Origin of the sequence: Bradyrhizobium ottawaense (assembly GCF_900099825.1) — a bacterium.
Classification (GTDB): Bacteria; Pseudomonadota; Alphaproteobacteria; order Rhizobiales; family Xanthobacteraceae; genus Bradyrhizobium; species Bradyrhizobium ottawaense_A.
Genome location: NZ_LT629693.1, coordinates 6,233,794 through 6,256,396 on the forward strand (window position 1 = coordinate 6,233,794; position 22,603 = coordinate 6,256,396).

The following is a 22,603-nucleotide window of genomic DNA, read 5'->3' on the forward strand; positions in this document are numbered from 1 at the left end:
GAGCCCGTATTTGCGACGTTTAAAACGCCATTCTATTTTTTGCTTCGTAATTTGAACCGTACGCCTGGCCCGCCGCCATTCTCGTCGATGAATTCGACGCCGGCTGCTTCCAACGCCCTGCGGATTGCGAGCTCATTTGCAAGCGTCAGCGAAGTAGCTTCGTCTGATGCTTCAGCCCGTCTGACCGTATTTGCGCCCAACGCTGACTCGCGAGCGAGATCTGTTGCACTCCATTTCAATAGCGCGCGTGCTGCCCGAATTTGAGCACCCGATAAAGCTGTCAAACTCATCTTGACAATAACTCCATGTGGGCTATATTTACCCATACGGGTAATAAATAACCTTGAGGTTTAGCGCTGGGAAGGCGTCCGATGAAATCATTCGCCGATACAAACTCGCATGTAAACCGCCGTGGCTTCGTAGGCGGTTCGGACGCTCGAATTATCATGGGCGGTGACGATGTCAGACTGGTTCGCCTTTGGCGCGAGAAGAGAGGGGAGGTCAATCCGGAGAATCTCTCTGAAAATTTGATTGTCCAGCTGGGGACCGTAACCGAAGACCTCAACCGACTCTGGTACGAGCGCAACAGCGGCTATGCCATCAAGGACGTGCAGCGACGAATTCATCACCCCGTCCACAAATGGATGGCTGCCACCCTGGATGGTCGGGTGGACCCTGGCGGTGCGGTGTTCGAAGCCAAGTTCATGCTGCCCTGGACATTCTCAGAAGAAGCCGCCGCCGAAAAGCACATGGCGCAGCTCCAACATAATATGTGGGTTGCGAATTCGAGGTCCGCGATTCTTTCAATAATCACGGGTGGAGGCAAATGGGTGGAGCTCACCATTCATGCCGATCCGCTGTATCAGCACCTACTTCTGACCGCAGAAAAGAAGTTTTGGCGCTGCGTCATGGATGGCGAGGAGCCCCGGCTATTCGGAGTCGAAACGCCGAGGCCGCGGCTGGAAGCGGTACGGATTGTCGACATGAGCTGTTCGAACAGCTGGGCTGAGTTTGCAACGATGTTCCGCCGAACTAAATCTGCCGCTCAAGAGCACGAGGGCGCTAAAGCCGACCTTAAGAAACTGGTGCCCGGAAGACGCTAAGGAAGCTGTTGGGCATGGGCTTCGCGCCAAGAGATCGAAGTCAGGAGCAATTAGCTTTGATCTGATCGACGGGGAGGTGGCCAATGCACAGCTCCAGTGAATCCATTGGTGCCATAGCTGCGGCACTAGCTAAAGCGCAGGGCGAGCTGACGAATCCAGAGAAATCCCTGGTCGCTACGATCCGCTCGCCGTTCCCGCGAGAGAGCGCCCGTACTTTTCGTTATGCCTCCCTGGCAACCGGGCTCGAGATCGTGCGCAAGGCACTTGGGCAGCATGAGATTGCTACCATCCAGACAACTCAGATCGACGAGGCCGCCGGCCAAATCCGCCTGACTACACTTTTGGCGCATGGGTCAGGAGAATGGATTTCGTCGGACTGGCCGATCTGTCCAACCAGCGAAACCGCTAACCCGCATCGGATGGGTGCCGCTCTAAGCTATGCGCGTCGGTATGCTCTGTTTGCCTTGGTTGGGATCGCCGGCGAAGACGACCTGGATGCTCCGGATCTACTAGTCGAGCCTTCTCCCGCGATCAATCTTCCTGTTGGTGTCATCCGCGCCGGTGAAAGTAGCCGAAATCCGCCGAGCGGGTCCCTCCATAAGCCGTCGAAAGCCGCCGTGCTCGCATCCGAGGCGTCGGCAGCGCTACGCGAACGGCTGATTACTGAAATCAATGCCCTTAAAGACGAGGACGACCTTGCGCTGTGGGCGCATCGGCGATTGCCCGCGAAAAACACTCTGACGACAGTGGACGCGGGTGCCGTAGAAATCGCCTATCTATCTGTTCTGCGTGCTTCGCGTCTTGATGTACTCGAAACCGCTTCCGAGCCGATTAGCAAGGTGGCTGAGCTGCCGTCGACGAATGTCGAGGCTGTAAACAAGATCGAAGTTCCGGGTCGCTCGTTACAGATCGCCCCTCAATTGGTTTCGCCTTTGCGCAAACCAGTCAGAGCTCGCAACAAAGCACATTTGAATTTCGTAGCAGCCCATCCATGCTTGGTCTGTCGGCGCTCTCCTAGTGACGCTCACCATCTTAAGTTTGCCGAACCTCGAGCGCTTGGACGAAAAGTGAGCGACGAATTTACGGTTCCGTTGTGTCGCGAGCATCATATGGAACTTCATCGTCACGGCAATGAGATCGCATGGTGGGCCAATATTCCCTTTGCGCCGCTTGAGACGGCAAGAAGCCTTTGGGAGTCCACCCTATCTGGCCGCAACAAAATGAGTTGTGATATTCCAGTCGAAATCCGCGAACCTTCATCGGATGCAGAGCAGTTATGAATGGGCCTGCTCACATGCAATCCATTCCTCTGGACTTAAGAACATTTGAGGGGCCTTCATGTCTCTTGCCGGGGGAAAGCAAACATGAATTCGAAATCATCCGCGGAATGATGATCGAGGACATTCGGCCCAAAACAAACATGGAGTGGCTTTGGATCTTGGATTTAATCGAATTGTCGTGGGAGATCTTACGCTATAGGCGTCTTAAGGAGAAGATCCTCCAAGTCTACCGTGCCAACGCAATTGCATCAATTTTACAAGATTAGACGGCGCGGGCATGCCTCCGCAGAGCAAGATGCTCGTGCAAGCACGCAGTGAGGGCACGCCAACAGAATGGAGCAACGACTCGACTGCTGCATCCGAAATCGAAGCCCGCCTGCAGAGAGGTGGATTTGACTTATGCGCTATCAATGCAGAGGTCTTCTTGCTGGCGAGAGAGCCATTGAATCTGTTCGACGGATTGATGCAATCAGCTCAACACCGCCGCAATACACTGTTACGAGAAATCACACTTCGCCGTGAATTTGACAAACGAGCGCAGAGCGTGCGTTCATGCTGCAAGTAAATCGGAAGATAAATCCAGTAAATGATGATTAAGAGTATAGTGTCGATGCTTAGGCGATCGTGGGAGTAGGACTGGGCAAAGCCCGCGCAAGTTGCGTTTGCTTTCGTGAGGCTGCCTTCGTCGTCATCGCGTTACACCTCTCGAAGAGGGCGATCGAACAGCTGGGTCGAAATGGCAGGCACTTTAAAAATTACCAGGGCGGCTCACCAGGAGCATGAAGCCGCCAAGGCTGATCTGAAGAAGGTAGTGCCGGAGGACGCCAGGGAGGCCACCACAGGGCATGGGCTCCGGGCCAAGCGCTCCAAGTCAGGGGCCATCAGCTTCGACCTGATTGAGGTGGAGGTCGAACATGCACCGTTCCAGTGAAACGATCGGGGCGATCGCTGCGGCGCTTGCCAAGGCCCAAGCCGAACTGACCAACCCCGAGAAGTCCCTGATCGCGACCTTCGCTGGCCGTTCCCGCGGGAGAGCGACCGGACCTTCCGCTATGCCTCGCTTGCCAGCCGATTGGATATCGTCCGCAAGGCGCTGGGACAGCATGAGATCGCCCCCCTCCAGACCACCGCGATCGACCAGGCGCAGATCCGGCTGACGACCCCACTCGCGCATGCGTCAGGTGAATGGATTGCATCCGATCTGCCGGTCTCTCCATTACAGTAAGTGAAGCTGCCAAGCCGAAGCTCGGCGGGGCATCCAAGATGGGCGAACCCAGGCTTAGATTCCTCCTCATCATCAGGAAGAGCGCCCAGACGATCCGCTCAATTTGTTAGCCACCGTGACAGTTAGAACATGCATGGCTTGCGCGAGTTTCCTCGCCTATTGCACGATGGAGCCGCGGCGAAACGAATTGCCGCCATGAGGCGCCACGGTCAACAAGATCTACGAGCAACAGACGTTGCGACAAAAGAAAGGGGCCGCCTAAAGAGGCGGCCCCTTAAACGAACTGAGAGAGGAGCGGGTGCTTAAGCGGCGTTAACCGCCACGTTGTTCTTGCGGCGGTAGGCCAAGAAGCCCAGCCCAAAAAAGCCCAAGATCATCATCGCCCAGGTTGAGGGTTCGGGGACGGCAGCCACAGAGAAGCTAACAGGCGTATCAGGGCCCGCTGGATCGGTAGAGCTACAGTAGGACCCCGCAGAGCAAAAACCGCTGCTTGCGTTATAATATAGGTTATAAGAAATCGCATTCGCGACATAGGAAAGGCCGCCAAACTCTAATGCCGGGCTGCCAGGATATGTCAGGAGATTGTCGTTGCCTTGATATCCGCCGGGAATAATCAACGTCATCGCATCGCCGTTGAGCGTGCCGTTGATTGCGGTGACCGTGTAAGTCCCGTTACCGTTGCTGTCGGCCGTAAAGACACCTGATGCGGAAATTCCGGCGCCAGTTTCGGTAAAACTGAAAAGCACCGAAGCATCAGCGGGCGAGAAGCTCGCCAAGCTGGCCAGCAAAGCCAGCGCAGCTCCACCTTTAACGAAAGTCGATATAACGCTCATTTAAATCCCCATTTAATTGATATGCAATGGTTTCAGAGTCGTTAATAGCTGTCAATACTCCGACAAATTTTGCGGACTTGGCGCCATGCAGGGCTCTCTTATTCTCGCGGTTCCAGACCCAATCCGCCTCGGCAATGGCGGTCGTAGAGCTGTAATTGCGGGGGGCCGTCTCAACTAAGAGCATGAAGTGGTCAAGGCTGATCTGAAGAAGCTGGTGCCGGAGGACGCCAGGGAGGCCAGCGGCCACGGGCTTCGGGCCAAGGGCTCCAAGTCAGGGGCCATCAGCTTCGATCTGCTTGAGGTAGAGGCCGAACAACCCTTCTTTTTTGCACTCGAGCAATAGTCGATGTCGTCGAAATAGGTGTAATAGCCCTCTTCGAGCAGGCCGACGTCGCGCAGTCATGCTGGCGCCCGAGACCCAGTCCGTTTCAAAAGGTTCATTGACGACCGGCGGTGCCACGACCCAGCGGCTGAGGAGGCGGCTGACGGGCCCGAGCTTCAGGTTGCCCTCGAATTCCCCCCAGGGGCGATTGGAACCGGAACGCAGACCGCTGCGGGTGCCGTCGGGATCCTCCAAGCGGCTGCCCGCGATCCCCACCTTCGAATTTTGATCCATGAAATCAACCCGCGCCTCGAAGGCGTTCGGCCACACGATCGTGTCCGCATTCAGCAGCAGGACATATTCCGGCGGGTCTTCCGACTCCAGCGCCAGCCGGGTGATGGCGTTGTTGCCGCCGGTGAAGCCGAGATCGTAAGTGTGCACCACGGCGATCAGCCGTTGGCGTCGATGGCTTGCCGGATCAGCTCGGCTGAATTGTCCCCCGTTCCGTCTCCCAGACGGCGACGCGGGCGCCCGAAAGGCGCGCAATTTCCAAAGCAACCGAATGCGGGCAATCGATCGTGAGATGGACGACACGGTAGATGATGATGACGACGAGAAGATTTACGCGGGCGGCTAGTCATATTTGCAATGACGGCGTCATACGGCATCGCCGCGATGATATCCAGAGCGCGTGCCCTGGTAACCACGTCTGTTGCCGGGGTAGCATTAATTCTCTGGTTCGGCGGACCGAACGGCACATGGGGGCCTGAAATCGTCCCCGGCCGGCGCAATGCGTTCGGCACCCCGTGGCACGGCCTGCGGCGGCGTCTGGCGTCGGGATCGGGTGACCATTGCGGGCGCTCGAATTCGCGATCGCAATCCGGTTGCATGCGACCGGCGTTCCCTGCAGTTCAGGAGTCCTTAACGCTTGCTCGGCTCCTCAACTTTTACCAATAAATCGGGTTCGAGTTTTCCGGCATGTACTACCGAACATTCACCGTCTTTTTAGCCGGTTCCACTCATCAACGTTTTGGATACCATTTGATTGGCACCATCCGGTGCGAATTCACGGAAGGATTTCCGGAGGTGATGTGTTGAAGGAAGCGATGTCCTGGTGGCCGTTTGGCTGCGCTCCGCGATCCCCTAAAAACCGGGGAACGTTCGTTTTCGATGCACCATGAGCGGTCCGATATTCCGGCAAGGAACGACTCGCCGGCCTTGCGCTCGCCGATCCTGAAAATTAACCTTTTAATTTAGATGTAGGCCAAACCGATGACATCTCGCATGAACCGTAGAAGCTTCCTGCAAGGCACCAGCCTCACCGCTCTAGCGTCTATGGCGGCACTCGCCATGATTCCGACGGCAGTTTCGGCAAAGATGCCTCTCCCTGCGCCGTCTCCAACGCCAACGCCAACACCGACAACGACGTCGGGCTTTACAGCGGCAACATTCAACGGCGGTCGATCACAGGTGAATTTGAATTTCCTGCAGATTGGCGGGGATTATCCGTTCTTGAATTGCTTGAAGACTGCCCAATCATGGGCCCTTCTAGACAATAGCGGTTATCCTGACCCAGCCACCCTCGATAGCGATGGTTATCCGACCTCCATCACGAATGGCGGTGTCTACACGGTGTTCTTCATACCCCCTCAGATTCAGCGCCCGGGTAACTACGTCGTAACATGGGACGGCACCGGAACAATCGCGTGTAACAACGGGGCGACAGTCAGCGGAAGCACGACGAGCACTAATGGAAGAGGCAGGTATGTATTTTCAACAACGTTGACCAGACTGGTTATCGGCATCTCAGCGATCGGGAATCCCCGTATCACGAATATGAAGGTTTTCCACGAGCTGGATGAGGCAGCGATAATCGCCGGTCAGGTCTTCGGAATAAAGTTCAAGCAACGATTGATGGAAGCAAACTTTGGCGTAATTCGCTTTCTCAATTGGCAAGCAGGTAACATGACCAACGTTACGACGTGGGCAACGCGAAAGCCCGTTAGTTATGTCTACTATCAAGGCTCTGAATTTCGCAGCGGTCTTTACGCAGGAACTACGAATAATAACGGTTCTGTCTATACCGCCACACTACCGAATTTTAGCTTGGTGGACAAAGCGACCATTATTGTCAAATTCAATGCCAGCAATAGCACCGCAAGCACGCTAAATGTAAACGGAACCGGCGATATCAACATTCTGAGCGAGTATTCGGGTCCTTTGTCAAGCGGTGGCAATTCGTTTCCCGTCGCCGGCACAACGGGCACGTTGGTATATGATGCGACTCTGAACGCCTGGATCAAGCAAGGTGGAGATCTTGCTGGCCGCAACGCTGGACTGAATAACGGATGCCCGCCGGAACTGATGGTTCGCTTGTGTGCCGAAATAGGTGCGCACCCGTATTTTGTAACGCCACCGCTCGCTATCGATCCGGCAACGGACTTCATGCCGAGTCTGGCGGCCTATTGCCGTGACAATAGTCCGTCGTGGATGATACCGCGTTTTGAAGGGCCAAACGAAACGTGGAATAATTCCGGTGGCTTTTTTCAGACAGGCTACGCGAATGCGAAGGCTCAAGCCTACGGATGGGGTGCAGATTATCAAAATTGGTACGGCAAGGCGATGTCGGTATTGGGGCAGATCGTCAGCATTGCTTACGGAGGAAATAGAACTCGGTACCAAGTCATTTGCGGAGTCCAAACGGCAGGAGGAGCACAGGCGGGCGGTACATCGGGGAGCAATCCAAGATTGGCATCGACCAAGTACCTGGTGCAGTCTACGCCCGCCCAGTCGCCTTATGTCAAAAGCGCGGCATCGAACTGGGTAACGCATATTGCGGTCGCCAACTATATTATTCCGTCGGAATACAAGACCGCCCAGGAAACTTCGGATGCTGCCGCTTACGCTGCAGCGTCTGGAAACCCAACGCTCCAGCAACAAATCGCGAGCAACTACACCGGTACCCTGAATAGCGGCACAACAGGGTTCACCCTCTACGGCTGCGCGCAGATGTATGCCAACTGGAAAGCTTGGGCCAAGGGATTCGGAGTCAAAAAAATGTGCTGTTACGAGGGAGGATACTCACCTGACTACACTGGAGGGGGAACATCACAGGTAGATCTCCTCCGCGCTGCCTCAAAGCAGTCACTGTCCCTTAGTGGATTTACGACTACTAACTACAACAATTTTGTTGGATTGTCAGATGCCGATTTCGTGGCTGAATTTCCGTCCTGCTTTCAGCTTTCTGGCATGACTCCATCGAACGGAGCTTGGGCGGTATTGGAAAACATTTACCAGGCACCGAATCCGCCTCAGTGGAATGCCATTGTGGCCTTCAACCACTGAGGAATGCGACGTGTGAAGGGTGCCTTTTTTCTGCCCTGGGGGATGACGGTCTTGTGCGTATCCGATATATCTTGCAGCCCGAGCTTCGTTGATGTCGCTCGGGTTCGCAGGAGTTCGTAGCATTGCGCTTGACTACTGATCAACGCGTATTTGCGACCCTAAGAATCGATTGTTCTTCTAATGCTGCGCATTGGTGATGCCAAATCTCTTCGCATATTTTGCTCTCTGCATTTGGCCGATCGTTGGGCTATGGTTATATCTAAGTCGCCCAATTACTCAGGCGACCATCTGGACATTTCTGGGCGCCTATTTGCTGTTGCCGGTTGGTGCGGTAATCAAAATCGAAATGATTCCTCAGTTCGACAAGAGTTCCATACCGAATATCTGCGGCTTGATCGGATGTATCTTTGCTTCACCTAGTTCATTCCGAATTTGGAGAAAATTCGGTCTCGTAGAATGCCTAGTTGTCATTTACGTCTTGAGCCCATTCATTACGTCATCGCTCAATAACGATCCAATTGTGGTTGGCGACAAAGTACTGCCGGGTGTTGGCAACTACGATGCAGTATCCGCTTCACTTTCGCAGCTTATTTCGATACTTCCGCTGTTGATTGGACGGCAGCTGTTCAGGCAAGCAGAAACAACCACCCTCATTTTTCGTGCTTTAGTGGTTTCGGGATTACTTTACTCGGTTCCATTGCTTTTTGAGATTCGTATGAGTCCTCAACTGCATGCTTGGATTTACGGAATTCGCCCAAGCGAGTTCTTGCAAGGCATACGAGGCGGAGGCTACAGGCCCATGGCGTTCCTGGGGCACGGACTTATCGCGTCGCTTTTCATGATGACGACGATGGTTGCTGGATGCGCACTCTGGCGAATGAGGATCAAGGTATTCGGCCTCCCGGCGGCTGGGACCACGGTCTACCTGGCTGGAATCTTGATATTGTGTAAGAGCCTCGGTGCGCTGGTTTATGGCTTAATCAGCGGCCCATTAGTGTATTTTGGGTCTTTGCGACTACAGCATCGCATTGCCGTGTTGCTTGTTACGGTTGCATTGACATTTCCAATTCTTCGTATCGTTGACATTTTTCCCACGACTACCTTGTCAGGTATTTTCGCGGGCGTGAGCGAACTGCGCGCCGATTCGCTCCAATATCGCTTTGACAACGAGGACAAATTGTTGGCGCACGCGAACGAGCGCTTTTGGTTTGGCTGGGGGCGATTTGGGCGCAACCGGGTCTACACCGAAGAGGGCGATGACCGTACCGTCACCGACGGACGATGGATTATCACAATGGGTCAGTTTGGATTCGTGGGGTTTCTTGCGGAGTTCTTGTTGCTGACGTTGCCAGTTTTCCTGGCTAGCGTGGTCAGTCGATCTGCAATGACCGTCCGAGAGGCGTTGTCATTAGGAGCCTTGTCGCTAATCGTAGCCATGGGCGTTATTGATCAACTGCCCAATGCGTCGGTTGCCTCATGGCCCTGGTTATTAACGGGAGCCCTTTTGGGACGTGCTGATCTCTTAAGGGCCCGCGGTCTCTCGGGGGCTGGGCTGTTAGCGGGCAAGAATCCCGGCCAAGGTCGCCTCGCAATTTCCAATTCATTGAGCAACAGAAAATCGTAAGGTTTTTGAGCGCCAATGTGAATATTAATTCCAGATTAATTTCGGTAAGGCACACCAATTTGCCGGTAGGCCGCTGAGTTTAGTGATTTACAACGTTCGACTAACTCAGGAGAGTTTCGATGGACCGCACGCTATTTGATTACGTTGACCGAATTGCAATTATTCATTTGCCCGACCGGCTTGACCGCTATCGAGCCTTGGGCGAGGAATTATTGCGCGCAGGTATCGAGATCGACAATCCAAAGATCATGTTCCCAGCGCCGCCCATGCCAGATGATGCAAACGGCTTTCATTCTCGTGGGGTTCACGGAAATTTCTTGAGCCATCTCGAAATTATCGAAAGTGCTTACCACGACGGCCTTGAGACTTTGCTAGTGCTAGAAGACGATGCGATTTTCAGTGATCGCTTTCGCGCCACTCAATCGAATCTCGTTGACGCGTTAAGTAGCGACGCTTGGGATATGTGTTTCGTCGGTCATTCTATATCAACAGGTCTTCAGGACTCTACTTCCGGCCTCGTTAGGTATTCCGGCCCTTTCATTTGGGCTCATTGCTATTTGCTTCATCGCAGGGTCATGCCTCGACTGATACAATACATGCGGGACACCCTTCTTCATCCGGCGGGACATCCTGACGGCGGCAGGATGTATATCGATGCTACTTTCACCCTGTTTCGAAAGCGTTATCCTGACATGATTTGCCTTATTTCGTCTCCGTGTCTTTCAGTGCAAAGGGGATCTCAGAGCAGTTTGAATAGCCAGTTGTGGTACGATAAGAGCTCGATCACACGCTATGCTGTAAGAGGAGCTAGGGTGATAAGAGATGAGTTGTGGCGTAAAGGTTGGCTTCCACAAAAGTAACTTGAAGTAGAGAGAATGTGGTCGTGTCACCGTTGCAAATTAAAAGTCAAGTGAGCGGCAAAAAAGCGAGCTACTGAGTGAAATATAGCTCCCCTCACAATCCGCGCGCTTCATTGAAGAGACGCTTTGCCAAGGCGGCAAGCTGGGTTCTAATTGGCCAATTTACAGGAAATCTATTCCGGCTAGGTGGTAACTTAATACTCGCTCGCTTAATGGCTCCGGATGCATTCGGAATCATGGCGGTTGCGGGCGTGATTCACGTAATCGTGGCGCTCTTGGCGGACATCGGGTTACGACAAGCAGTTATACAGAGTCCTAACGGTGAGAGACATTCCTTTCTAGACACTGCATGGACGCTTCAAATTTTGCGCGGCCTTCTAATTTGGGCTGCTTGCATAATTGCTTCGCTAGGATTGCGCGTTGCAGAAGCTTGGACGCTGTTTTCTCCAAATTCGGTTTATGCAAACTCTATCCTGCCTGCAATGGTTTTCGCGGTATCTTTCTCGGCTGTTATTAATGGATTTCAATCCATGAAGGGCGTCAGTGCAAATCGCGCAATTGATCTGAAGCACATTACAATTATTGAGATGATAGCACAAATCTCTAGCTTATGCCTCGCTATTGGTTTGAGTTGGCTAACAGGTTCTGTTTGGTCGTTCGTTGCGAGTGGTCTTTTCTCGTCTCTGACGTCGACAACTTTGAGTCACGCTTGGTTGAAAGGGCGTCGCGATCGTATCGCTTGGGATAGAGAGGCTCTTTCAGAGTTTGCGCGTTTTGGAAGATGGGTTTTTGTTTCTTCTTTGTTTTATGTCCTGGCGACGAATGGCGATCGATTGCTCTTGGGCGCATGGGCAACGCCGGCGATGCTTGGCTATTATTCGATTGCGTTCGCTCTTACCAATGTCTTTGATAGTGTTGCAGCGCGACTGTTTGGAAGCGTGTCTATGCCGGCCTTGAGCGAAATCGCTCGGTCTGAACCTCAGAGGTTACCTCGTCTCTTTTGGCGCATGCGCGCGCCATTTGACGTTGTTTTTATAGCGTTGGCGGGCTTCCTCTTCGCAGCAGGCCCTTCGATTGTCGCGTTCTTATATGACGCTCGGTATTCCTCGGCTGGAAGTGTACTCAGTTTGTTGTCACTTGGCCTTCTATTTTCTCGATACAATATTGTGATTTATGTCTATTTAGCCCTAGGCTTCCCCAAGTATCAGTCAATTGTCAATGCTGTTCGGGCAGCATCGTTGTTTCTATTGGTGCCGATGCTCTACTCGTTCTTTGGTTTTAATGGAGCGGTGCTCGGTGTTGCTTGCCATCCGCTCCTAACTTTGCCGCTAATTTTCTGGTTCAATAGTAAGCATGGATTGAACAATCTCTTTTTAGAAGTGTCAGTTCTAGCTGCGTGGCCGATAGGATGGGGGTTCGGTTATTGTCTGACGAATTTGCTTCAGGCGTGATTAGGCGGCGTGTTGCTTTGTGAAGAGGTTAGCACCCGGTGAGGACCGCGGGTGGATTGCTCGCGACATATAACCGTCGAGCCGCCTGACGGTTTCTGACGTTGAGCTGGCGCCAATTCCAGTGTAGGAGCTCTTCTAATTTTTGGACGGGATGCTCGGCGATGCGAGCCAGGACATCGGCGAGCCAGGCCTGCGGATCAATATCGTTCATTTTGGCTGTGACGGATCAGGCTGTACATCACCGCGGCCCGCTCGCCGCCTCGGTCGGAACCGCAGAACAAAGATTTTCTTCCCAGGGCGATACCGCGCACGCCGCGCTCTACGGCGTTGTTGGACAGACAGTAATTGTGAAAACGTAAGAACGCGTCAAGTGGTGGCTGCCTGAGACGCATGAAGTTTGGTTTTTAGAAAATGCTTTTCTATCAGATGCCAGCTTAAAAAACCCGCCATAAACGACAACGGTAGGGCGATAGAGAACAGCAAAAGCGGCGACCCGATCGAGAAGAAATAAATTAGATATCCCGAGATCGGCCACGCATACAGATAAGTTCCGTAGGAAATGTCGTTCTCATTGTTGATCCGAGACAGTGTCTCCGATTGAAAACATAGAGCAAACCAGAATATCAGATAGCCGCCAAAAATTGCGAAGACGGACTCCTGAAATGGGAGAAAAACAGATCCAACAAGGCCAATCGTCGCCGCGATGGCGAACCATTTGTTGAATCTGATATCGTCTCTAAATACATAGAAGCAACTGCCTACACAAAACATGCCAGCCATTCGTATGAAGAGCTGGGGGTACCCGATCAGCTTGGCAAGAGGCCCGACATACGTTGGCCATGACGCCTCGTGGCTAACCAGCAGTGCCGCCGTGAAAAGTGCAAAGAATAGTCGCCATCGGTAGAGGCTGGCCAGCCCCAGAAAAATCACCATAAGATAGCAGCGGAACTCGTAGGTGATCGACCATGCAGATCCGTTGAGAGAATGGAAGGGGAGCTGAGGATATGCCTCCGTCGATCCAGGCAAGCTCAACGTCGAGATGCTGATCAAGGCACGAACGTAATCCTTCCACGACCATTGAAGAACAAGCGATCCGACCAGCGGGCTAAACGCTGTTATGATAACTGCGCAAAAAATAAACCCGGGATATATTCGTAAAGCTCGCTTCCGCAAATAGCTAAAAACTGAAGCAGAATTCTCAAAGCTTTTGAGGACGAGGTAGCCGCTTACAATAAAGAAGCCATCGACGGCCCACTCCCCAAACGTCATCCGCCCGCCGAATTGCATCAGCAATTCGCGCGAGCGGTTACCATCGATCATTTCTGAGGAGTGTGATACGAGGACGAGGGTGGCGAGAATTAACCTCAATAGACCGAAGTTGTTATTGTGTTTCATCATCCCCAATGCGACGCGCCTTTCGATTTGGCGCTTCCGGTTGTCTTTTTAACGGCAGCATCTAAAAAATAAAAAGAAGAATACTGCTGTGCCTAAATATTGTTGCCGAATTCCTCCACGCTACCCGACGTTGTCTCCCCCCTTCAAGGGGCTACGGCACCCCTAAGAGAAGAAGCCCTCGGTATCGTAAATGACCCAGGCGTGAACGGCGAAAACCATAGCCACAAAGACTGATAGCAAAATCATGTCAAGTAGCTTCATCTTAGTTAGAGTCGTGACTCATGGTGTGACCGAACGGTGAGAAGCACTAGATGTCAAAAGACGTGATAAGTCTACGGAATGGACGCTCGACTGATAGATATGAGACGTGCCCTAAGAAAATAAATAGCGCGGCGATGGTGAGGGCGATGCCCACCTGCACAGGCGCTGGAAGGGATGACGGGATAATAGCGATCGCGATCATCCCTCATGGCCTTCCACGCTGATGGAATCATAAAATCAGCGATTTGCGTTGACTTTCTTCTGCTGCTCAGAACATCTTTTGTGCCTATCCGGCGCTCTGCAGCCGCCAGGTGTGTACGGATTTCTTCAGTCGATCGCCTCCAGCAAATAGCTCATCTGCGCCGCACTCAGCGCGACCACACCATCCACCGTCGCCGGCCAGACAAACCGTCCACGGTCGAACCGCTTGGGTAAAGCGACAGTCCGATCCCGTCATGCCACAGGGCTTTAATCAACGAACCAGCGCGACCGCGGAACACGAAGACGTCGCCTGCGAACGGATCGCGGCCAAGTCCCTCCTGCACCAATAACGACAAGCCCTGCATGCCTTGCGCATGTCAGTGTGGCCGCTCGCAATCCAGACCCGTACAGCGTCGATACATTGATTCATCCAGCGTCGATTCCGCCAGCAACTTTAGCTTCCGGTTCTCTTCTTCCAGGCCCTTCAGCTGCGGGCATCGGATTCTCCATCCCGCCATAGCGCGACCGCCACTTGTAGAACGTCGCGTCGCTGATGCCATGCTTCCGGCACGGATCGCTTGCCGACATCCCGGCAGCGTGTTCCTTCAAGACCTTAATGATCTGCCCTTTGTGAACCGGCCTTTACGTATCGTCTGTCTCTTCGTGGAGTGACGTGCCCCCGCCAAATTAGGCCAGTTTGAACTGGAATTTTCCAATTATGATCCCCTGACGGGGACGAGGAGAGTTCCATGAAGGCATCGAAGTTTTCAGAGGCGCAGATCGCATTCGTTTTGAAGCAGGCTGAAGCTGGCTCGGCAGTGGCGGAGGTCTGCCGCAAGGCCGGGATCAGCGAGGCGACGTTTTACAACTGGCGGAAGAAGTATGCGGGCTTGTTGCCCTCAGAGATGAAGCGGCTGCGTCAGCTCGAGGAGGAGAACAGCAAGCTGAAGCGGATTGTCGCCGACCTGTCGTTGGACAAGGCCATGCTGCAGGATGTGCTCTCAAAAAAGCTCTGAGGCCTGGCCGCAAGCGCGAGCTTGTCGACAAGGTGCGAAGTGACTGGAAGGTCTCGATCAGGCGGGCCTGCTCGGCCCTTCGGATCGATCGCGCACTTTACGTCTACAAGTCGAAGCGCGGCGACCAGGCCGCTCTCAAAGGTCGGATCAAGGACATCTGCGAGACGCGGGTGAGATACGGATATCGCCGGGTCCATGTCCTGCTGCAACGTGACGGCTGGGCCATCAACGTCAAGCGTGTCTATCGTCTTTATCGGGAGTTAAGCCTGCAATTGCGCAACAAAACGCCGAAGCGTCGCGTCAAGGCCAAGCTGCGCGAGGATAGGACGGAAGCACGCCAGATCAACGAGACCTGGGCAATGGACTTTGTTCATGACCAGCTCGCCACCGGCCGCAAGATCCGTGTGCTCACGATCCTGGACACCTTCAGTCGCTTCTCGCCAGCCGTCGATCCGCGCTTCAGCTATCGAGGCGAGGATGTCGTGCTGACCTTGGAGCGCATCTGCAATACCGTTGGTTATCCCAAGACGATCAGCGTCGATCAGGGATCGGAGTTTATCTCCCGCGATCTCGATATCTGGGCTTACCAGAAGGGTGTCGTGCTGGATTTTTCGCGGCCGGGCAAGCCGACCGACAACAGCTTCATCGAATCCTTCAACGGCAAGTTCAGAAGCGAATGTCTGAACACGCACTGGTTCCTGAGCCTTGACGACGCACGGCAGAAAATGGAGGATTGGCGTAGAGACTACAACGAAGTCCGGCCCCACAGCGCGATCGGCAACAAGGCGCCGATATCGCTGTTGAATGGCTCATCGGCGCCCCCGCCGGCATGAGCCTAACCCCGGAAAATTCCAGTTCAAACTGGCCGAGTTTTGGGGAGCACTTCAGGAGAACAGAACCCTAACTTCAAAACCGGGCGCGTTTCGGGGAGCATGTCAAGCTCAATAGAGCTTATTGGACTTCCAAACCTTAGGGGCAATGTAGACAACATTTGATCGCCTCAGATAGGGAGCATTCTTTCCCCACTCAAAAACTTGCTCGTAAATCCCGAACAAGCGATAGCCAAACTGCTCCATTTCTTTATGTACACAAACAAATGGAACGTGAAATGTATTGTCCGAGTTCATTGAAACTTCGGCCTGGATAATATCGACATTGAAGGCCTCGAACATCCTAGATGCTCCACGGATCACATTCAGGTCATAGCCTTCAGTATCGATTTTCAAAAAATCGATGTGCTCAATGCCGTTCTTGCTTACGAAATTATCGAGCGTGTCGAGTTCAACTTGCTCGCTCGCCGGCCCTTCGGTCACTGTGTACATTTCCGATTGTGAATTGCTGCGATCAAATCCTATCCGCCCAGTCTCGTTACCCAGAGCGATCTGATGGACGTTTAATTTGGGATCCATTGATTCAAGCGTCCGGCAACAATCCGGATTTGGTTCAAAGCAGTGTATTTCAGCGGTTGGAAACTTCCGTCTGAACTCGGCGGCCGATTGTCCTTGGTTAGCGCCGACATCGAAAACTGTTCCTAGCCGTTGACCGGGGAGTCTGATCCGGACGTCGTCGAAAAAATTGGAGCCGAAATACATCGGGCGGAGGTTTGTAGCATGGAGGGCGGTTTTGATCGCTATTTTGAACCGTTCAAGCATGAGTCTTACGCTTCGATCGCCGAAAGCCAACAGTGCGTGTTATAGAATTTTGAACAAACCGAAAACGACTGTGCATAGTTCGGTTCTCCTTAGGGGCTATCCAACGCTACCCCGCGTTGCGCCTTCCTTCAACCCTCTTCGTGGAATCATAAACCAGGTTCGCAATATGCTCGGCGGCGAGTGTTTCGCGCGGTCTAATTCAAAATCGGGGCGTTTCAGGGGAGCAGGTCACAGGCAATAAGCTATCCCACGATTGTTTCAAGAAGGTCTAAAGTACGAAGCAAGCGCTCTGGCGCAAGGGTGAACCCACCAAGTGCGCGCTCTCCAACAACATATCCAAATCTAATGTTGTTAAAATCCAGCAGGACCTTGTGGAATGCATTAAAACGTTCGGGTGGTTGAATTACGAGCACGCCTGATTTTTCAGGAACGGCGTAGTGGGCATGATTTAACGCCGATCCTTCGACAGACACAACGATCTTAGCGCTCGCTAATGCCTTAACAATCTCCCGCGGTGAGAGTTTCTCGGGTTCAACGATAGAAAATCCGCGAGCGACCAAATATTCCATCAATGTTGACGTATTCACAAGTTCTCGTGAGGTGCCCGTGGTCCCTCGAGCTAAAAACACGTGACTTGGACCGTCAAGCCCTGTCGAACGTTGAACGCGTCGTCGGAGCTCTTGAAAACGAGCGACCCAGCTTGCATTGAGCCCTAGATCGTCGACTATCCAGAGGCGTCGTACATGCGCAAAAGTCACTGGTGAACCGGGAAGGCTCACCATCTCACGGTAGCCCGGTTCGTGGAGCCACGGCTTGCGTCGAAAACTTAGTGGTGGCAGGCCTCGAGTTTCAGCAAGCAATTCCATTGCCAGTGCGTCGCGCAGCCAATGACCAAAATATATATTTGAAGGGGCATAGGAGCATAGTTGCCCTTCGTCCACCTGTTCATATGGCTCCGCTAATATCGGACGCTTCTTGGCCTTACGGTAAACCGAATAACTGCCAGCACAATAAAGTGTGTGATCGGCCAAAATCGCGTCGGCAAGTTTGTAAGCTATTGTCGGGCCGTGGGCTAGGCGGGTAGAGCTGATATAGCCGTTCTCGCGATCGAAGGTTGAATTTGGTTCGACATCCAGCACGCGGCTGAATTCATTGGGTAGAGCGACAGCCGGCAGAGTGGGACTTTCGTCTGCAGCGGCAAGCTGAACCTTCTCGATTGCTCTGTCTTGAACTGAGATCGATGCTCCAAAAATTGCCTTTAGTCGTGCACTGATCGGCAAAAAACTGTATCGGGAGAGTCTCATCCCACCGTTTCTCCTTGAGCTCTAAGTCCCGTTTCTGTCAGTCGTTGCCTGGGGGCTGCCAACCAAGACCTATAAAAGTTCATATCTATCGATGCGATCATCGTTTGCGAGAATGCTCCGGAGTAAGCGATCGACGGCTGCCGGATATGACTGGGTCGGATCGAGAAACTGCTGTGACAGTTGGGAACATGCGTTTCTTAGATTGGCATAGAGTAACGGGTCGTTGATCAATGATAGGATCGATTTAACATAACTTTCGGTGTCGTCTGGTTCGGCGCGCACCGTAGCAGGTCCGATTACGTCGAAAGCATTTGCTAGTTGACTGGTGATCACGGGGAGGCCCGATAATATAGCTTCGGCGCACACCTGCGGCATCCCCTCCGTGAAATTGCTTCGGGTAGGAACGATAGCGGCATGGGATGCAGTATAGACCGCGAGCAGGGCGTCCCGCTCGAGCCGACCGTGAACCTTTACCACATCGCTCAATCGATCTTTCTCTATCATTTTATTGAGCTCGGGAATTGCCGGCCCGTCCCCACAGACATCGAAGACGACTTTGACCGGTGAGCTCGTCCGCAATGCGGCGGCGATCCGTGTGATGTCCAACAAGCCCTTATTTTCCTCAGCCCGACCAGCAAAGACGATCCGAAATGTTCCGGATTGGTAGGGTCGCGATAGCACGAAACCATCGCGACTGAACTGGCAGCGGTATTGATAAAAAGGTATCGCATTCCGTGATTCAGCGAGAACTTGTCGTTCACATTCCGGAGAAACGCCAACGGCCCCCGAAGCCGCGTAACGAAAGAATAGACCATTAAGCTGTTGGATGGTCCGCGCGGTGAAGCTCTTAGGTGGAAATCCACAAGGCCACAGCACATTGTGCAGGTTGACAGCAACTCGGATGCCGAGAAGTCGAAATATGCTGAGAACAAAATAGTGGGTCGTTCCCGAATCTATGAGCGCGATATCTGCTTTGAATCGGTGAGCACTTAAAGCGAGAGAGACGCCATAAAAAAGCTGGGACAGGTGGAAGCGAAATCCCCCTCGACCTTGAAATGGTTTGGGTCTATTTTCCAGAGTAATTGTTTCATCATCTAGCCGGTCGGCTTGCCCGTTGGACGAAATTGCAAGCGTTCTGATGTTTCGGCTTCGGCAGTACGCTAATAATTGCTCTGAAAATGCTATGCTCGTTTCGTTGATAATGGTACCGTTCAGCTGCTTCCTGCGCGCGCCAACAATGTCGCCCGGCCCTAGCGCTGTGAACAGTCGTAACTCTCGGTTCATCTAGTCGCCTCCAACCACGGCTCCAAAGCCACGCGAATGCCCTCGTCGAACATCCGCTTACGATCGGATGCCGGGTTCCAATCGAGTTCGGTCCGTGTGCGCGCGCAGTCGAAATAGGCTTTCTGCGTCCGTGATTCCCAGTCGGCGTAGCTCGGCTTGCGGAACCGATCTGGATGCTTCACCAGAACCTTGATCGCCCATTTCGCCAAATCAGCGAGGTAGAACTTCCAGATCGGCTGATAGATGACCGAAAGCGTCAGGTCGCCGCGCTGCTCCAGCTCCTGCAAATAGTCTCGTGCTGAGAGTAGTGGTTCATCGATCAAATTGTAGCTCTTGCCTTCAATGCCGGGGACCTGGATGGACTTGACGAGCGCCGCGGCGACGTCCGTCACCAGCACGAACGGGAGCTTGTTGCGCCCATCTCCCCATACTTCGCACACATTTTCGGAAAAGCGCCCGACGCCCCAGTGAAAGGGATTGCCGCCGCGGCCGATCACTATACCAGGCCGGAGAATGACGAGCGGCAACTGTCGGTTCCGGCTCATATCGGCCAGGATGTCCTCGGCCACGGCCTTAGCGCGAGCGTAGTAGTTGCGCCGTCGAATTTCGGGATCGAGCGGCATTGCCTCGGTGATAGTGCCGGCCTTGGCGCCGGCATAATAGGAATCGATCGTGCCGGTGTAGATCAGCCGTTTGACGCCTGCAGCGAGACAAACCTCGCCGACCAGCCTGGTTGGCTCGACATCCTTGGCGAGATATTCATCCCACGTCTTACATTGCGCATGTGCCAGATGATAGACGAATTCAATTCCCGGCATTGCGCGCTCGAGGTCGGCCCGGGTGCCGATGTCGCCGCGAACGACCTCGAAGTGGTCGGACCGGAATTCATCCAGCGGCAATGGCGAGCCGCGCACCATGGCCCGGACGCAGTAACCGGCAGCAAGAAGATGCCGTATCAGCTCCTTGCCGATGAAGCCGGCGCCGCCGAGAACCAGGACCGTCGGTTTGGCGGCGAGGGCGGGGCGATCGGCACGCAGTTGGTCACATATGGTCGCAGACTTATCGATGGCGGACGCCTCGATGATTCCCACGCAATGTTCGATGACATCGCGGCCGGTGCTGCCGGCAATGCGGCCATCGAGCGGCTGTCCGTTTCGGATGGTCGCATAAAATGCGGCAGTACTGTCCTGGATCGAATTCTGGTACGGATTGCCGCGCCGCATCAGCTTCAGTTTGCCAAGCCCATAGCGGGCCAGGACCGAGAGGGCCTGCGTGCGCATCTGGCGCGCGATAGCGCGGCTACGCTTGAAACGGTCGAAATCCACATCCAGCGGCGTCCGCTGGTCGATCACGCAGGTGTCGGCGTCAAAATCCAGCAGCGCCGATCCGAACAGTCCCCGGACATAGATGGTTCGTTGCGGGAAGCCCGGCGCGAAGTTGACGTTGAGATCGATCGCCGTACGGCCCGCCGTCGTCCGCACGCGCCAGCGCCGATAGATTTCGGCGCCGTTCGGCAAGGCTATCTTGCGGTCGGCCCTAACGGAAAGCGCCTCGGGGGGGCCTGCAAGATCCAAGAGCGCGGACACCAGATGGGGGCCGGTTTCGAGAATGACATTTCCCGGGTTGCGCAGCATCCAATTATCGAAGGGACCAAAGCGGATCTGACCCAACTCATAGAAATGATTGATAGTAATGTGATCAATCAGTCCGAGCTTTCCCGAGTGTACGGCTTCGCGCAGGCGCTGAAATGCCGCCGAAAACAAGAAATTGTGGCTGACCCCGACATAGAGGCCGCGTTCCGCCGCGAGCCTTACCAGCTCGTCCGCCTCCGCGGTGGACGTGCACATCGGCTTTTCCAAAAAGACGTGAACGCCGGCCTCCAGGGCGGTCTTGGCGAGCGAGAAATGCAGATCGGGCGGGGTCAGGATGTGTACGCAATCAATCCGCGTCTCCTGCAGCATTTTCGAAAGCGAATCAAACGCAAGCGGAATGTTCCAGCCTCCGGCAAAGGCCTTGGCGCGTCCGAGATTGGCGTCGCATGTCGCAACGAGTTGCACATCGGCGACCTCGCGGATCGCACGTGCATGAAATTCTGCGATATATCCGGTTCCGACGATGGCAGTTCGGATGGGACCGCTAATGGCTGGTCCCCGATTGACTAAATTATCGGTCATGCATTCCTGCTTCTTGTAATCTGCTTGTGTTCGATGAGCTCGGGGCGGCGATGCAACAGCCGATTACGCCAGAACCCCGCAAGGCCAAGTCCTTCCGGAAAACGTGCAAGAATCTGGAAGAAGGCCAGTCGCACGCGGTCCGCGAGAGACCCCGGGTTATTGATGCTAAGTCTCGCAAATTGCATCGGATAGACCAGCCAAGCAATCCATCCGAAGCGCGGAAACGCAATCATCGCAAGGAAACAGATGAGGGGCAGCAACAGTCCCCATACCATGGCTCGCCGCGCCTCTCGAACGAAGTGACGCTCGGGCAGTGATCCATGGAGATGGCTGCCTTGCGCAAAAGCGTATCCGGCGCGGCGCGCTCTTTTCCACCATTGTCCGAAGTGCAGCATCGCGGCATCGTGCAGGGCCATTTCGTCCGCTAGCCGCCAAATCCGCCAGTTCGCCTGTCGAAGACGCACGCATAACTCGTCTTCTTCAGCTGCGATGACATCTTCTCGGTAACCGCCTACGGCCTTCAGCACCTGAGCGCGCACCATCACGTTGCCGGCAAAGGCACGCACTTCACCGGTCGGGCGATCCCACTCAATGTCGCAAAGCCAGTTGTAAACCGATTGATCGGGGTATCGCTCCCTGAGCCTACCGCACACGGCCGCGACGTCTGTCTGACGATCGAGGAATGCGGTGGCAGCGTTTGGCCATCCGGCCGCGAGTTCGCAGTCGCCGTCCACAAACTGAATGTAACTGAGATCGGGACCGATCGTCAGAAGGCGGGAAAAGCCAGCATTGCGCGCGCGTGCGGCGGTGAAGGGAATGCTAAGATCGAGCTCGACGACGTCGGCGCCCAGTTCTTGCGCCGCCTGCACTGATCCATCCGTTGAGTTCGAATCGACGTAAACCACCATCGCTGCCGTTGACATCGAGCGCAGGCAGGTGATTAGCCGCTGGCCCTCGTTGCGTCCGATGACCACAACGCCGAACTTTCCAGACTTTGAGCCGGACCTCTGGTTGATACTCTCGCTCGTCTGCAAAATGCTCTCTTATAACAGCTGGATACGGCGGCTTGGCACGCCGCTATACAACCACCAATTCGATCCGGAAATGCAACGGCAGAAACACTTGATCAGTGAGCGAATTTGCCGGCTCAGATGGATCAAAGCCATAGCTATCACGAACAAAAGCGAGCGAACGCACTACCGGTGAGCGTGGTGAATTCCACCGGGATATCCCCTCGCAACCCCATTCGGCTCGACGTTGGTGATCACCACCG

The 22,603-nt window shown here is 54.1% G+C and carries 15 protein-coding genes and 6 pseudogenes; 9 read left to right on the forward strand and 12 right to left on the reverse strand.

Annotation, left to right across the window (positions count from 1 at the left end; translation table 11 throughout):
• Positions 1-32: 32 nt before the first annotated feature.
• Positions 33-284: a transcriptional regulator gene (locus BLR13_RS29140; protein WP_074830985.1), complete on the reverse strand. Its 252-nt coding sequence runs from the start codon at positions 282-284 to the stop codon at positions 33-35.
• A gap of 87 nt (positions 285-371) precedes the next feature.
• Here BLR13_RS29140 and BLR13_RS29145 point away from each other — a divergent pair.
• The 4 genes and pseudogenes from BLR13_RS29145 to BLR13_RS41980 all read left to right on the forward strand — a co-directional run.
• Positions 372-1,203: pseudogene (locus BLR13_RS29145) on the forward strand (YqaJ viral recombinase family protein).
• Positions 1,187-2,383 (forward strand): ERF family protein, encoded by a 1,197-nt coding sequence (locus BLR13_RS29150; protein ID WP_074816702.1) that lies wholly within the window; start codon positions 1,187-1,189, stop codon positions 2,381-2,383. Before BLR13_RS29145 ends, BLR13_RS29150 begins: the two are co-directional and overlap by 17 nt.
• Positions 2,384-3,119: 736 nt before the next feature.
• Positions 3,120-3,314, forward strand: a complete 195-nt coding sequence (locus tag BLR13_RS29160) for a hypothetical protein (RefSeq protein WP_433994295.1) — start codon at positions 3,120-3,122, stop codon at positions 3,312-3,314.
• Positions 3,298-3,593: pseudogene (locus tag BLR13_RS41980) on the forward strand (ERF family protein); the annotation flags it as partial. The gene BLR13_RS29160 and the pseudogene BLR13_RS41980, both read left to right, overlap by 17 nt.
• Positions 3,594-3,910: 317 nt before the next feature.
• On the opposite strand, the pseudogene BLR13_RS42725 reads toward BLR13_RS41980, so the two are convergent.
• Positions 3,911-4,024: pseudogene (locus BLR13_RS42725) on the reverse strand (PEPxxWA-CTERM sorting domain-containing protein); the annotation flags it as partial.
• Between the two features lie 688 nt (positions 4,025-4,712).
• Entirely contained in the window at positions 4,713-5,204 is a 492-nt protein-coding gene (locus tag BLR13_RS29175) for a hypothetical protein (protein WP_143039613.1), read from the reverse strand.
• 843 nt (positions 5,205-6,047) lie between these two features.
• Between BLR13_RS29175 and BLR13_RS29185 the strand changes: the two genes are divergently transcribed.
• The 4 genes from BLR13_RS29185 to BLR13_RS29195 all read left to right on the forward strand — a co-directional run bounded on the left by BLR13_RS29185 (position 6,048) and on the right by BLR13_RS29195 (position 12,043).
• Positions 6,048-8,108: a hypothetical protein gene (locus tag BLR13_RS29185; RefSeq protein WP_143039612.1), complete on the forward strand. Its 2,061-nt coding sequence runs from the start codon at positions 6,048-6,050 to the stop codon at positions 8,106-8,108.
• Between the two features lie 196 nt (positions 8,109-8,304).
• Positions 8,305-9,732: a hypothetical protein gene (locus BLR13_RS29190; protein ID WP_074816684.1), complete on the forward strand. Its 1,428-nt coding sequence runs from the start codon at positions 8,305-8,307 to the stop codon at positions 9,730-9,732.
• 119 nt (positions 9,733-9,851) lie between these two features.
• Positions 9,852-10,592: a glycosyltransferase family 25 protein gene (locus BLR13_RS40620; RefSeq protein ID WP_074816681.1), complete on the forward strand. Its 741-nt coding sequence runs from the start codon at positions 9,852-9,854 to the stop codon at positions 10,590-10,592.
• A 77-nt stretch (positions 10,593-10,669) separates the two neighbouring features.
• Entirely contained in the window at positions 10,670-12,043 is a 1,374-nt protein-coding gene (locus BLR13_RS29195; RefSeq protein WP_074816677.1) for an oligosaccharide flippase family protein, read from the forward strand.
• A gap of 28 nt (positions 12,044-12,071) precedes the next feature.
• Here BLR13_RS29195 and BLR13_RS29200 read toward each other — a convergent pair.
• The 4 genes and pseudogenes from BLR13_RS29200 to BLR13_RS29215 form a co-directional block, all read right to left on the reverse strand.
• Positions 12,072-12,408, reverse strand: a pseudogene (locus tag BLR13_RS29200) (transposase domain-containing protein); the annotation flags it as partial.
• Between the two features lies 1 nt (position 12,409).
• Positions 12,410-13,441 (reverse strand): acyltransferase family protein, encoded by a 1,032-nt coding sequence (locus BLR13_RS29205; protein WP_074816674.1) that lies wholly within the window; start codon positions 13,439-13,441, stop codon positions 12,410-12,412.
• Positions 13,442-14,026: 585 nt separating this feature from the next.
• Positions 14,027-14,265: pseudogene (tnpB, locus tag BLR13_RS29210) on the reverse strand (IS66 family insertion sequence element accessory protein TnpB).
• A 48-nt stretch (positions 14,266-14,313) separates the two neighbouring features.
• Positions 14,314-14,550 (reverse strand): annotated as a pseudogene (locus BLR13_RS29215) (transposase); the annotation flags it as partial.
• Between the two features lie 99 nt (positions 14,551-14,649).
• On the opposite strand from BLR13_RS29215, the gene BLR13_RS29220 reads away from it, so the two are divergent.
• A protein-coding gene (locus BLR13_RS29220) for an IS3 family transposase (protein WP_091976806.1) occupies positions 14,650-15,749 on the forward strand; the annotation gives its coding sequence in 2 pieces (ribosomal slippage) (positions 14,650-14,902 and positions 14,902-15,749; 1,101 coding nt in all).
• A 108-nt stretch (positions 15,750-15,857) separates the two neighbouring features.
• On the opposite strand, the gene BLR13_RS29225 is transcribed toward BLR13_RS29220, so the two are convergent.
• From BLR13_RS29225 to BLR13_RS29245, 5 genes are all read right to left on the reverse strand, one after another.
• Entirely contained in the window at positions 15,858-16,568 is a 711-nt protein-coding gene (locus tag BLR13_RS29225; protein WP_074816665.1) for an FkbM family methyltransferase, read from the reverse strand.
• A gap of 242 nt (positions 16,569-16,810) precedes the next feature.
• Positions 16,811-17,872, reverse strand: a complete 1,062-nt coding sequence (locus tag BLR13_RS29230; protein WP_074816662.1) for a glycosyltransferase 61 family protein — start codon at positions 17,870-17,872, stop codon at positions 16,811-16,813.
• Between the two features lie 69 nt (positions 17,873-17,941).
• Complete coding sequence (locus BLR13_RS29235; protein ID WP_083387550.1) at positions 17,942-19,156, reverse strand: glycosyltransferase family 4 protein; 1,215 nt, start codon at positions 19,154-19,156, stop codon at positions 17,942-17,944.
• Positions 19,153-21,330, reverse strand: coding sequence for a Gfo/Idh/MocA family oxidoreductase (locus tag BLR13_RS29240; RefSeq protein WP_074816656.1), 2,178 nt, complete (start codon positions 21,328-21,330; stop codon positions 19,153-19,155). The genes BLR13_RS29235 and BLR13_RS29240 overlap by 4 nt, the downstream gene beginning before the upstream one ends.
• A complete protein-coding gene (locus BLR13_RS29245; RefSeq protein ID WP_083387549.1) occupies positions 21,327-22,364 on the reverse strand; it encodes a glycosyltransferase in 1,038 nt (345 codons plus the stop codon). The genes BLR13_RS29240 and BLR13_RS29245 overlap by 4 nt, the downstream gene beginning before the upstream one ends.
• Positions 22,365-22,603: the final 239 nt, after the last annotated feature.